Origin of the sequence: Pedobacter boryungensis (assembly GCF_013204825.1) — a bacterium.
GTDB classification, from domain to species: domain Bacteria; phylum Bacteroidota; class Bacteroidia; order Sphingobacteriales; family Sphingobacteriaceae; genus Pedobacter; species Pedobacter boryungensis.
The window spans coordinates 573,353-586,673 of the sequence record NZ_JABMKV010000002.1; the positions used below are offsets into that span (position 1 = coordinate 573,353).

Annotated in this window: 7 protein-coding genes; 1 reads left to right on the top strand and 6 read right to left on the bottom strand. The window is 37.5% G+C overall.

What is annotated here, in order from left to right:
* Window positions 1-89 precede the first annotated feature (89 nt).
* The gene (locus HQN85_RS09085; RefSeq protein ID WP_173271429.1) at window positions 90-341 is read left to right on the top strand and encodes a hypothetical protein; all 252 of its coding nucleotides are present in this window, start codon (window positions 90-92) and stop codon (window positions 339-341) included.
* Here the strand turns inward: HQN85_RS09085 and HQN85_RS09090 are convergent.
* The 6 genes from HQN85_RS09090 to HQN85_RS09115 all read right to left on the bottom strand — a co-directional run bounded on the left by HQN85_RS09090 (window position 338) and on the right by HQN85_RS09115 (window position 13,293).
* A complete protein-coding gene (locus HQN85_RS09090; RefSeq protein ID WP_173271431.1) occupies window positions 338-994 on the bottom strand; it encodes an MgtC/SapB family protein in 657 nt (218 codons plus the stop codon). The two genes, HQN85_RS09085 and HQN85_RS09090, sit on opposite strands and share 4 nt — an antisense overlap.
* Window positions 995-1,051: 57 nt before the next feature.
* A complete protein-coding gene (locus HQN85_RS09095) occupies window positions 1,052-2,077 on the bottom strand; it encodes a PorP/SprF family type IX secretion system membrane protein (protein WP_173271433.1) in 1,026 nt (341 codons plus the stop codon).
* Window positions 2,074-8,055, bottom strand: coding sequence for a PKD domain-containing protein (locus HQN85_RS09100; protein WP_173271435.1), 5,982 nt, complete (start codon window positions 8,053-8,055; stop codon window positions 2,074-2,076). The genes HQN85_RS09095 and HQN85_RS09100 overlap by 4 nt, the downstream gene beginning before the upstream one ends.
* Before the next feature lie 112 nt (window positions 8,056-8,167).
* Window positions 8,168-9,808 (bottom strand): chaperonin GroEL, encoded by a 1,641-nt coding sequence (gene groL / locus HQN85_RS09105; RefSeq protein ID WP_173271437.1) that lies wholly within the window; start codon window positions 9,806-9,808, stop codon window positions 8,168-8,170.
* A gap of 110 nt (window positions 9,809-9,918) precedes the next feature.
* Window positions 9,919-10,212, bottom strand: a complete 294-nt coding sequence (gene groES / locus HQN85_RS09110; RefSeq protein WP_048907794.1) for a co-chaperone GroES — start codon at window positions 10,210-10,212, stop codon at window positions 9,919-9,921.
* 372 nt (window positions 10,213-10,584) lie between these two features.
* The gene (locus HQN85_RS09115) at window positions 10,585-13,293 is read right to left on the bottom strand and encodes a TonB-dependent receptor (protein ID WP_173271439.1); all 2,709 of its coding nucleotides are present in this window, start codon (window positions 13,291-13,293) and stop codon (window positions 10,585-10,587) included.
* Between the last annotated feature and the right edge of the window lie 28 nt (window positions 13,294-13,321).

Below are 13,321 nucleotides of genomic sequence, written 5' to 3' on the forward strand. Positions count from 1 at the left end.
TGCTCATTTATTGTGAGTAAACTTGTATTATTATTATAAATGTAATAGAAAAAATTAAATTGATGAATAGAATTTAAACAAAGTAAGATATGGAAGAGACAAATACAACACAAACAAATACATTAGTAAATGCTGAAATCTCTGAAAATATCTTACATGAGTTTAAGGTTTTTATAAAAACAGTTCCTGCAAAGAGATTAAATAGGAATTTAAGAAAAATGTTAGCTGATTATCTTTTTTATAATATGGACGCTTTGCCAATAGATTTTAAAGATTTATTAACTGATTTATATTGGTTGCATGAATTGTTAGATGAAATTGAGGGAAAAGAATTCATTTAAAAATCAAATGCAATAATCTTATGATCTTGCAACATTCTATCTACAAATTTTTTATGGTTTTTGGGACTGCCTACTGCTACCCACGTACCACTAATTATACCGTTTGCTAATTCTTGTTTGCCTCTGTGAAGTTTCAGTTTTGAAGTTCTGATATATTCCTCATAAGCATCTAAGCTTTCATTTTCATATTTTTTAACTATTCGGTATGTTCTTTTAGTAAAGCGTCTTTCTACGAAATTCTCTACATACGGAAAAATAAGTAGAGCAAGTAGTACCACTATCGTTACACCTATTGCTTGTTCGTGATAGCCAGATCCAACGGCCATGCCTATTGCTGCTACAATCCAAATTACACAGGCAGTTGTTAAACCTTTTACTTGATTATCCTCCTTAAATATTACTCCAGCACCTAAAAAACCAATTCCAGTCACAATATTAGAGGCTATACGATCTTGACTATTCAACCCTATTTTAACTGATAAAATAGTGAATAGCGTTGAACCCAAACCAATCATAATCATGGTTTTTAGACCAGCTTGTTTGCTTCTAAATTCTCGTTCTACGCCAATTAATCCACAAAGTAGTGTGGCTATTAAAAACTTATTGACTTCACTTTGTGTGATAAAATGACTGCTATCAAAAAAACTTTGCATATGTATTGGGTTATAACGTAATAGTTAAATAACGCTGATTAGGAGTGTTAAGTTTGCCTAGTAAAAGTTAGAGCAGCGTAATCCATTGTATTTTTTAGTGCGTGTACTATTTGGCCAGTATTTTTCGTAACCTATGCTTGCTTCTGTTGTACCACTGGTATTTGTATAATTTAATTTAGAAGTGGTTGCATCATGACTTAAGCCTACTCTTATTTTTTCAGTATCGCTACGTTTTAGAAAGATATCTATAATTAAAGAAAATACCAGGGCATCTGATCCACCTTCTTGATTGGTACGGTACCAAATGCCGGTATTGAAGCCTTTGTATTTGAATTGAGCGCCTGCACTTATGGAACTTACGTTGCCTTGTTTGTAATAAACAACGGATGGGATTAGAAAGGCACCTTCATCTTCGGTATAATCGTAATTGTAACTTAAAGGCATTTTAAAGCTGGCATTTATGGACATACGCATGGGTAGCTTAGCTTGTGTACCACTAAAAGATTCATCTGGTTTATTGATATGATATACTGATGCACCTAACATTGCATTGCGATATACAAAATTTACTCCAACCGCAGGATCAAAGAAAAAGCGGTTTGAAACATCTGGTAATTGTGCCGATGATATGCTGCCAGGTATGTAACCCAATCTTCTGTCAATTTGATCTCCAAAAACCAATTTACTCCAATCAATTGAACGATTGGTAAAACCAGCTTGTATACCAAAAGATGCTAGAAAATCATCACCCCCTACACTATAGGAATATGTTGCTGCAATATTGTTTTTGGTTAAATATGCTGTGCCTTCGCTGCTTCTGTTGAATGATAAGCCAACACCGCCGGCTAATTTTGGAACGGCCACATCTACTGAGGCATTGATATAAGATAAATCTCCACCCAATGAGCTCCATTGATTTCTATAAATCATGTTTAATCTAATATCTCCATCAAATTGACCAGTTAGTGATGGATTTAAATAGATAGGAGCATTAAAAAACTGAGAGAATAGATGATCTTGAGCTTTTAGTATATTACAGCTTAAGGTTATTAATAAAATCCCTATGGCAATTCTTTTCATCATCTTATTAAATATATAGAGCCAGTTCGTTTAGGAGGCGAGCTATCGTACGTCATTCCCTTCCACTCTGAGCCGTTTATAAATTCTATGTCTATTTTCCAGAAATAAATTCCTTGCGGCTGCGGTGTGTTTTTATATGTTCCATCCCAACCTTCTACTGGTTTGCCATCATTTAACTGAGTGGTTTCCCAAAGTACTTGACCCCATTTATTAAATACAGACATGTGCCAAGATTTAATACCAGAACCTATTGCCATGAATTTTTGTAATTGTGTACTTGTGCTACCAGGTATGAATGAATTTGGTACAAACATATAACCAGGTACACCTATTATTTGCACTTGCTTTTGGATGCTATCTACACAACCATATTCATTGTATGTTCTCATGGTTACCATATATTTTCCGGTATCAGCATAAGTATGCGTTGGATCTCTTTGTAAAGAAGCATCACCGTCACCAAAAGTCCATTTATATGTTTTAGGAGAGTTTGTACTCTCATCAGTAAACTTAAATGTGTAGGTTGGAATGCTAATTACTGGTGCTGGTGAGACAGAAAAATCTGCTTTTGGTGGTCCAACAATTCTAATGTAATCGGTAAGGGTTGCTGTATTTGGACAGCCTAAATTATTATAGGTAGTTAGCTTTACTGTGTAGTAGGCGGCTGGTCCATTGTAAATATGGCTTGGTGCTACATCTCGAGAAGTGCTTCCATCACCAAATTCCCACAAGTAACTTATACCATCTGTACTATTGTTGGTGAATTTAACATTTAATCCGGCACAACCCACTAATATATCGCCATGAAATTCTGCCTTTGGTTGTGGAAGAACTGTAATGGTTTCGGTAGTGCTAGCATTAGAACAACCATTGGTGGCATCTAGCCTAACAGTATAGGTTCCAGGTTGTGTAAAAATATGGGTAACGGTTTCCGGGGCAGATAGTGTAGTTGCAGTTGCTCCATCACCAAAAGTGTAGGTGAATGAATTTGCCCCTGAAGTATTGTTGAAGAAATGTACTGTTAAGGGAGCGCAGCCACGTAACTCATTACTATTTACCACTAACTCAGGGGTAATTGTATTTGGTGAAACCTGTATCGAATATTGAGATACATCTGAACTGCAATCGTTTTGGGCAGTCATGGTAACGATATAAGTTTTAATGCTATTGCCTGTTGTATAGATGTGAGAAACCGAGTTTTTATTGTTGGTAGTTATGAGAGCACTTCCATCGCCAAAATCATAAGTATAGGTATTTGTTCCACCTGGAGAGGTATTACTAAAGTTTACTGTAAAAGGCGAGCAGCCAACAACTTTATCAGGAGAAAAGACTGAAATTGGATTTGCTTTTATAAACACAGTTGATGAAGTAGAACTAGAACCACAAGGTGTTGTAGCTGTTAATGTAATGGTATAGGTAATATCTTTTCCAGTCGGATCTACTAAAAATCTTATTGGCGGTGGGCTTGCTAGGTTAGATGTTGTACCATTGCCAAAATCCCATAGAAATGTTACTCCAGTTAACGATGTGGAAGTATTGGTAAAGGTAACGTCTAATGGACCGCAACCTTCTGTTGCTGTTTGTCTATAAGACGATGTAATAGTTTGCCTTGTGCTAAACGTATGTTTCATTTCGTCTTGAACACAGCCCAAGCTACTCGTTACAACTAATTTAATTTCTACACTACTATTATCTGTATTTATAGTATAACCTGCACTTGGGAAATTAACTCCTGTTCCAATCTGTGTTCCGTTTGCAAACCATGTGTACGTTGCATTACGAGTTGGATATGGTACTGCTTTAACGTTATTGCCATCAATTTTAAAAGGAACACAACCTACATCGGCAGTAAAAGTAAATTCTGCTTTTGCATTGAGGTTAACCGTAATTTTTACCACATTACTTATGCTTTGTTGGCTACCTGTACAGGCACCGCTACTAACTAAACGACGGTATACTGTTGTTTGTGTAATAGCAGGTGGAGAATAATTAGGTGAATTACCAGCTGGTGCCAAGCTCCAAGTTGTTCCATTATCTATACTTTGCTCCCATTGGTAAGTATAGTTTGTTCCATCTCCTCCCGTTGGTTGTGTGCCTGTAAGTTGAGTAGGAGTTGTAGTGATACAAATGGTTTGATCGCCAGCAATTGTATTTGTCGCAATTGGGGGTAAAACCGTTATTGCAATAGGGTTGCTAGGAGTTGAGCATGTTCCACTATTTACGATACGACGATACGATAAACTAGTAGAAACGGTTAGTGTAAGATCGCGGTTAGTTTGACCGTTAATTGTGTTCCAAGTTGTGCCACCATCTGCGCTGCTTTGCCATATGTAAGTATAGATATTATTTCCACCAGTTGGTGCACTACCTACTAAGGTGATGGTTTGACCGTTACATACTATAGTTGTTGGAGTAGAAATAATATTGTTTTGCAATGCTGATAAATTGGTAATGGTTACCTCGTCACTTGTTGCAGGACATGGTGCCAACCCAGAAACCGTCCAACGGAAAATATAAGTTTGACCACCAACTAAGCCAGTTACTCTAGTGTCAAATTGATTGGCTGTAAATAATACTCCGGTTTGTCCAGAAATTAAGGTCCATACCCCAGTATTTGGAGAAGGGTTATTTCCAGCAAGGGTAGTTGTATTCTCATTACATAGAACTTGATCCATACCGGCACTTGCTGCTACTGCGCCTTGATTTACAGTTATTATAGAAACGCTAGAGTTTGCAGGTGCGCATGCTCCACTTTGTACAACCGCTCTATATTGAGTTGTAGCATTTAAATTGTTATATGTTAATGTAGTTGTGGTATTTGTTATTGGTGACCATGTAACTCCATTATCTGTAGAACTTTCCCATCTTATTACATTCCCAATTTGACCGCTCAATGTAATTGTACCTGTATTACTGCCAGCACATACAGGTGCATCACCAGACGTAGTACCCCCAACAGACACAGGATTAACGGTTATTAAAACATCATCAGAGGTTGGTGTGCAACTCGCAGATCCAGTTATTGTCCATCTAAAGGCATAGGTATTGCCAGGTTGTAAACCACGAGCAGTTGTATTGTACAAGGTTTCATCATCAAAAGTAACTCCCCCAATGTTAGAAATCTCAGTCCATTTCCCCGTGCCTACATCAGGTCGATTTCCTTTCAAGGCATAATCATTAGCATTGCAAATACTTTCATCTACTCCTGCATTTGGAGGAGTAGGTTGGGGTTCAACAGTTATGGTAATTGGTACTGGTGTTCCAGGACATCCATTGGCAGAAATAGGAGTGATGGTATAGGTTACTGTGCCAGTCGCATTGCCTATGTTTGTTAAAATTTGGTTTATCCTAGCTGTTGTAGTAGGAGTAGCGTTAGGTGTATTTCCGGTTACTCCTCCTGTTGCACTAGTTGTCCATGTGTATTTTGTTGTAGGTCCAAGGTTAGAAGTTAACGTAATTCCAGCACCTTGTCCACTACAAATAGTTGGATTTGCAGCAGTTGGCGTAACAATTGGATTTGGAGTTACTGTAACTGTGAATGTAAAAGGATTGCCTACACAGCCGTTTGCAGTGGGAGTAATGGTGTATGTTACGGTTGCATTAACATTAGGGTCGCTATTTGTAAGTACATCCGAAATAGTTAAGCCGCTCCCATTGTTGAAACCGCTCGCATTTGTATTCCCTGATGCTGTCCAAGTAAAACTAGCTCCAGCAGTTGTAGAAGTGATGTTATAGTTTACATTATTTCCTGTACAAATAGTTTTAGCATTCGCACTGCTTACAATTACGTCCTTTCTAATCGAGATAATTATATCATTATCTATTTGATTACACGGAGCTGGTAAAGAAGTTGTAGCTCTTAAAGTTAATGTTACCTGACCTGCATTTCTCTCAGTAGTTGTTGGCGTATAAGTAGCATTTATTGCATTTCTATTAGGTAGGAAAACTCCATTACCACCTACCCAAACTACATTTGTAGTAGTGCCTGTAACACTTCCATTTAAATTTACTAATGGATCATTATAACAAATAATTTGATCAATACCTGCATCTACAACTGGTGCACTTGTAAAGGAAATAGTTTGACTTCGTGTAAGCGTACCACAAGAATTAGTATGGGTAACAGTTACAGTATAAGTGGTATAATCAGAAAATTGAATGGATGGATACTTTGTGTTAGCATTTGTTCCACCTGTGAAAGTATAAGCCCCTCCTGTAACTGTCCATGTATATGTTGTTGGTAAATCAACCTGTGTACCTGTAAATGAAGTTTTGGTTGGCCCATTTGTAGTTGGGTTAAAATCGTATGTGCTTATATTACAAAGAGCAGCATTAGGAGATAAACTTATGGTAGGTGGGCCATTCACTATAACAGTTTGTGATGTAGAAGATACTGTGCCACATGATGCTGTTGAAACAGATAAAACCACTTGATAAATGCCAGGTGTTGTAAAGTTGAATTCTGGCTCGGCGCTGTTTGCGTTTGTTCCGTTTGAAAATGTAACAGCAGGTGATACCGACCATGAATATGTATTATTTGGATTACAAATATTATCTATAATAGATGTATTTGTTGGTTTTAAAATACTTGGAACACAAACTGTTGCACCATTATTTCCATTAAAGTTAAAACTTGGCACAGGTGGGTCTTGAATACAAATGGTTCTTATTTCTTCAGATGGTGTACAAATTCCAACATTATTCTTTGCTATTAATTTAACTTGATAAACTCCGTGTGTCGTGAAAGTGTGTGTGAAATTTTGTGATACCGCTGTTAATATGCCATTTACATACCATTCATATAACATTGTTGTACTACAATTAGAGTTATTACCTGCTACGGTATTATTGGTAAAAGTAACGGGCTGATTTGTACAGGCAGTTGGTAAGCTTGGGTTTATTCGTGCAATTGGCTTAATAAATATTTTAGCAAAAGTTGTTGCTGAATTCGGGTCTGCTGAACAGAAGGGATTTATCGTACTGATACTTACATTAAATGCATTTTGGACAATATTACCATTGCCTAAATTGATTGCAGGTTGACCGCATGAGGTTGCCATAAAATTATGGGAAATAACCCCATTTTGATTAATTAACTGACAATGGGTAAATACATCAGAAGATGTCCCATCACCCCAATTGATGCTATATCTAGATCCTGGATAATTATTTCCAATCCCAGTTGTTGTATTAATATTTACTGAATAAGAAACCATAGCGCCAAGTCCAGTAGTAGGATCAATACATCCAAAGCCATCGCCTGTTGATTCTATACTGACTTTAGAGGAACTATTAAGAAGTAAATATGATTTTATTGATTTAATAGTTTCCCCAAGAACAACACGAGATCCTTCTAGAACTGCTGTGTAATATGAATTATTGATATTAGTTATTTGAAAGCCAACTGGACCAGGAGCATAATTTTGAGTTGTATTTGAAAGCTCATTTTTAACAGTCAAATTTAAACTGGTCCATGAACTATGACTGTTATTTGTTAATATGATAGATTGATTATCACTAATTGAGCTTCCGCAGTAACCGTAGGTATCTATTCCAAGCACTTGATCTGCTTGAGACGGTGTTACTGCAGCGTTCTGAACTGCAATCGCTCTAATGCGTATCGTTCCTGGATAAGTTACAATCGTATTGTTTCCTGAAACTTTAATCCTTAGTTTATAATTATCACTTGGGAGTAGAGGAGGCAATGTAGGAATGACTCCATTTATAAAGGTGGAATAAAACCCATTATATTCCCCAATTTTCTGTTCAGTTAGAAAACTTCCTGTTGCATCAGAAATAAAAAGTTCAAATCTATTGTTTATCGGTAAGCAATTGCCTGTAGTAGGAACAATTATGGGGACTGTAATATTACTCCCATAACCATATGGCCCTGGGTCTACTGTGCCAATCGTGATTTGTGCAAACGCAGGAAACGCAAGCGCACAAAAAAAGCTGATAAGCAGTATACGGGCTAATTTCACGATAAAACAAATAGGGTATCGTAAATATAAAAAATTAACTATAATTTTTGAGCACAAAAAAACCCTTAGAGCATATTGCTCTAAGGGTTTTTATTAGTGTGAATTGGAGGGATTACATCATTCCACCCATACCGCCACCACCCATTGGAGGGTGAGCACCAGCTGCACCAGCTTCTTCTGGTTCATCAGCTAAAACAACTTCTGTAGTTAATAACATTGCTGCAATAGATGCTGCATTTTCTAATGCTACACGAGAAACTTTAGTTGGATCTATAACACCAGCACCAATTAAGTTTTCATAAACATCGGTACGAGCATTATAACCATAATCTGCAGTACCTTCTTTTACTTTTTGTACAACGATAGAACCTTCAATACCTGCATTTTCACAGATTTGACGTAATGGCTCTTCGATAGCACGTTTTACGATAGCGATACCGGTGTTTTCATCTTCGTTAGCACCTTTTAAATAAGATAAAGAAGCAACAGCACGGATGAAAGCAACACCACCACCAGCAACAATACCTTCTTCTACAGCTGCACGAGTTGCATGTAAAGCATCATCAACACGGTCTTTTTTCTCTTTCATTTCAACTTCTGAAGCAGCACCAACATAAAGTACAGCAACACCACCAGAAAGTTTAGCTAAACGCTCTTGTAATTTTTCTTTATCGTAATCTGAAGTAGTAGTCTCAATTTGAGCTTTAATTTGTCCAACACGAGCTTTAATATCTTCTGATTGACCAGCACCGTTAATTACAGTTGTATTGTCTTTGTCAACAACAACTTTCTCAGCAGAACCTAAATATGTTAAATCTGCGTTTTCTAATTTATAACCTCTTTCTTCTGAGATCACGATACCGCCAGTTAAGATAGCGATGTCTTCTAACATTGCTTTTCTTCTATCGCCAAAACCTGGAGCTTTAACAGCAACAACTTTCAAAGAACCACGGATTTTGTTAACTACCAAAGTAGCTAAAGCTTCGCCATCTAAGTCTTCTGAAATAATTACTAAAGGTTTACCAGTTTGAACAGTTTTTTCTAAAACAGGCAACAATTCTTTCATGTTGCTGATTTTTTTGTCATAGATTAAAATGTAAGGGCTTTCTAATTCCGCTTCCATTTTATCCGCATTAGTTACAAAGTATGGAGATAAATAACCTCTGTCAAATTGCATACCTTCTACTGTTTTAACTTCAGTTTCAGTACCTTTTGCTTCTTCAACAGTAATTACACCATCTTTACCAACTTTGCTCATTGCTTCAGCAATTAACGAACCGATAACGTCGTCGTTATTAGCAGAAATTGAAGCAACTTGTTTAATTTTATTATTGTCATCACCAACTGCTTGAGATTGAGTTTTCAAGTTTTCAACTACTGCAGTAACCGCTTTATCAATACCACGTTTTAAATCCATTGGATTTGCACCAGCAGCTACGTTTTTAATACCTGCAGTTACAATAGCTTGCGCTAAAACAGTAGCTGTAGTAGTTCCATCACCTGCAATATCTGCAGTTTTAGAAGCCACTTCTTTAACCATTTGAGCACCCATATTTTCGATTGGGTCTTTTAATTCGATTTCTTTTGCTACAGTTACACCATCTTTAGTGATTGCTGGTGAACCAAATTTCTTATCGATAATTACGTTACGACCTTTTGGTCCTAAAGTTACTTTTACTGCATTTGCTAAAATGTCAACACCTCTTTTCAAGGCGTCTCTCGCTTCAACGTTATATTTTACTTGCTTTGCCATTTTTACTCTTTGTTTGAATGTTTGAATGTTGGAAGGCTGAAATGTTAATCCAACGGTTAATGATTTACGCTAACATTGCAACATTAAAACGTCGCAACATTGCAGCGTTTTTAAAGTGTTCCTAAAATATCAGAATCTCTCATGATTAAATACTCTGTACCTTCTATAGTAACTTCAGTGCCACCATATTTGCTGTATAAAACTTGATCACCCACTTTAACGCTTAAAGGGATTAAATTTCCAGTTTGATCAGCATATTTTCCTGGTCCAACAGCAACAACAATACCTTGCTGAGGTTTTTCTTTAGCAGTATCAGGGATATAGATACCAGAAGCCGTTTTTTCTTCTGCAGCAGCAGCTTCAACAACTACTCTGTCTGCATTAGGTTTAAAGTTTAAAGCCATAAATACTTTTATTTTTAGTTTTCTGTAAATTAAATTAATTCGTAATGTAATACGATGAAAAGGAATAAACAGTTTTTATGCCAATACGTTTTTACTTGTCAAATTTACATTTGATGTCAGTTATTAGATTTTAGGATATAATTTCGGGTGTCAGACTGGCAGAAAATAAAAAACTCCTTAGCGTAAGCTTAAGAGTTTTTACTTAAAAGATTAATCAACAAACTTTACTATTACATTATTTTGTAATGACATCTTTTTATTTCGGCAATTCTATTATTTTTTGAAATATTGATTGTATCACTAAGAAGTGCACTTTTTTCTTAACTATAACCTGTATTTGCAAGAAAGATAAAGCAACATATTAAAATTATTTTAAATCCCACTTTTTACTTGATAATTAAAACTTACTCTCGATAACTGTCCGATCTTGTTCATGCCCTCGATTACCACACGATAATTGCCCTTTGCCTTGGTATTAAAAAAGCTGATGTCGTAAATCCCTTTTTCTTCTTTTATAATGTTCGGATCCCAAAATACCGTTGTCCGGTAATCAGCAGGAATGTTATTCCCATCTTGGTTATACTGTGGAACATAGAACTTCCTAGCCGTATAAAAACCTTTGGGCTGGATGTTAGCATAATTAAAATCAACTCTCGCGGGTTTTTTTGAGGAGTAGCCGGGCCCTCTTTTGGTGGTCACTAATATAATGGCGATGTCATTAGGGTCATAGAGCGCAACTTTACCAGGGCTGGTTAACACCTCAACAGCCTGTACATCCATTGCCATGATATTACTAAGATCACTATCAGAATATCGGGTACCGTTAACATATAAAGCCATTGCTTTGGTGTTTGCCCAACCCCTGTAGTTCCTTATCAAATAAGCTTTTCCTCTAATAATTTTAACACCATGAATCATGTTGCCCAGTGCCAGGTCCAAGAGTGAGTAGTATGGTGGTAGTTCATCTGCGGTAATGGTCTGATCTGCATTTCCAGGACCATTTAAGTTGGCTGAGTTCTCGAAGTGCTTTTGGCGTTTTTCGGTGGTGATCGTTACCGTATTAAGCTGTATGGTCTTCTTCAAAAAACCCATTTGTTCCATTCCGCGGAATAAGGGCTCGCTTTGTCCCACATATTTCTTTAAAGTACTGTTCACATTCGGGTCCATCTCTGCTGGAGTTCTGTTATAGGTCATGGCCTGGTTAATTTGCTCATCAACCCTAAGCTCTAAAAAAGAACCCTTCTTTAAAGGACTGGCCTGAACCAGGAACCGCAGACTGTCTTTAAAAACCAGCTGATCGAAATTGAATTTCCCTTCTTTGTCAGTGAGTGTATCTCGTACAATATTCCCTCCGTTCTTGGACATCAGGAATACAGGTATCTTTGACAGCACTTTCTTTCCGTTTACCACTTTGCCAGATACGGCAATTGCTGTCTCGGGCTTAAAACTGATCGTTGGTGTATTGTTCTCAATTACGTCTTGCCAGCTAAACCTTCTCCATCCCTGAGTCATCATTAGGTTATCGAGCTCTCTATTGGTTTGTTGGTCATCGTTGAGGAAATAATGATTGGGCTTTTCGATATACCCTACAAGGTCGCCAGTAAGCAACAAGGAAGTAAGGATGTTTCCTTCGCTATTCAAATCGGGGGCTACAAGGTCGCTGTTGGTAACTGATACAGAAAAACTACCGCCAAGTTCACCGGCGGTAAATTTGATATGCGATTTTCCACTTGGGGCATGCGATAACCCTGAAGTATCTATCTTCAGTTCTAGGATATCGGAAGGCTGTTTGATGAATACCAAGCGTTCTGCAACGGGTTTGTTATCTGGCGAAAAAATAGTGATCTGTGTAATGCCGGCAGTGAATTTCTTCTTTGGTAAGGTAGCTACCAATGTTTGACTATTCAATTTTCCGCTTAAAACAAAGCGGATGTTTCCTGCCTGTTGACCTACGATTTTGATCTCACCACCATTAGCAAGGGCTGTACTAGCCGTTACCCTAACGCTTAGGTTGGTAGCGTCCATGTTGTTTACCGATAGCGTATACCCTTGGGCAGATACCGCTGGTAACTGCACTTTCTTTTGCGAACCATCTGTAAACCTAACATCGGCAAAATATTTCTTATCTGCCTGTAACTGTGTAACAAAGCTGCCCATGCCAATATAATCGGTACGAAAACTGGTAATAAGGGTACCCGATTCATCCACTACATTGCCCGTAACATCTATTCCATGACCTTTAGGGTCAGTAGCTTTAATGGCTATTCGCTGTGGATGATCCTCTACTAGCTGTCCGCCTTCAGGAAAGAACTGAACATCCGAATTGGTGGCAAAGGAACTAATGGCAATGGTTTTGGAAACGGTCTTGTTGCGATCTATACTTATCTCTAGTTTGATGGTGCCAGCCTTAGTTGTGCTATTTGGGCTTGAGAAAGCAATTTCTACATTCCCTGCTGCATCTGTTCTGGCCCAGCCTTTGTCAACCACCGTAACTCCAGAAAAGACTTCATAGCCTACGCTCTTGTTCTGGTAAGGTTTTTCATTTTGATCATTTAAGCGGATGCTTGCAATTGTCTTTTCAATGTTTTTATCTTTTCTATAACTGAAATTGGTATTCACAAAGACATTGTTCGACCAACTTTTCCCTATTTTGATGTTTTTTTCGAAAAAGAAATCGCTGGAAAAGTTTCTCATATAGGGAGTATATGCCCTGATGCGGTAGTTGCCCTCTATAAGCGAATCGGGTAGACTGAAATCGCCCCAGCCAGCTCCTTTATTCAGTGGAAGTTTGATAGATGCTTTAATCCGATTCATCTCGTCTATCAGCTCAATGTCCAGCATCCCACTCAGTTGCGAGGGTTCTTGGCTTTTGGTATTCAACACGTAAGCCTTCAGCCAAATATCATCACCTACGGCATAATAGGGCTTATCAAATTGAATGTACACTTTTTCCTGTGGATAGGTGGAGGTAAAGGTTTCGAACCTTTTCAGTAGTTCTAAGAATGGATCGATGTCTTTTCTAAAACTTAGGGTGATCACCCCAATCAAAAGTAGTAAACAGAGCTTGATTGTTAATTTCATAAGGTTATGATGGCTTACATTGAAGATA

Bases quoted from the DNA above. Each gene is read 5' to 3' on its own strand.
- HQN85_RS09085 (WP_173271429.1), top strand. From the start codon at position 90: ATGGAAGAGACAAATACAACACAAACAAATACATTAGTAAATGCTGAA.
- HQN85_RS09090 (WP_173271431.1), bottom strand. From the start codon at position 994: ATGCAAAGTTTTTTTGATAGCAGTCATTTTATCACACAAAGTGAAGTC.
- HQN85_RS09095 (WP_173271433.1), bottom strand. From the start codon at position 2,077: ATGATGAAAAGAATTGCCATAGGGATTTTATTAATAACCTTAAGCTGT.
- groL (WP_173271437.1), bottom strand. From the start codon at position 9,808: ATGGCAAAGCAAGTAAAATATAACGTTGAAGCGAGAGACGCCTTGAAA.
- groES (WP_048907794.1), bottom strand. From the start codon at position 10,212: ATGGCTTTAAACTTTAAACCTAATGCAGACAGAGTAGTTGTTGAAGCT.
- HQN85_RS09115 (WP_173271439.1), bottom strand. From the start codon at position 13,293: ATGAAATTAACAATCAAGCTCTGTTTACTACTTTTGATTGGGGTGATC.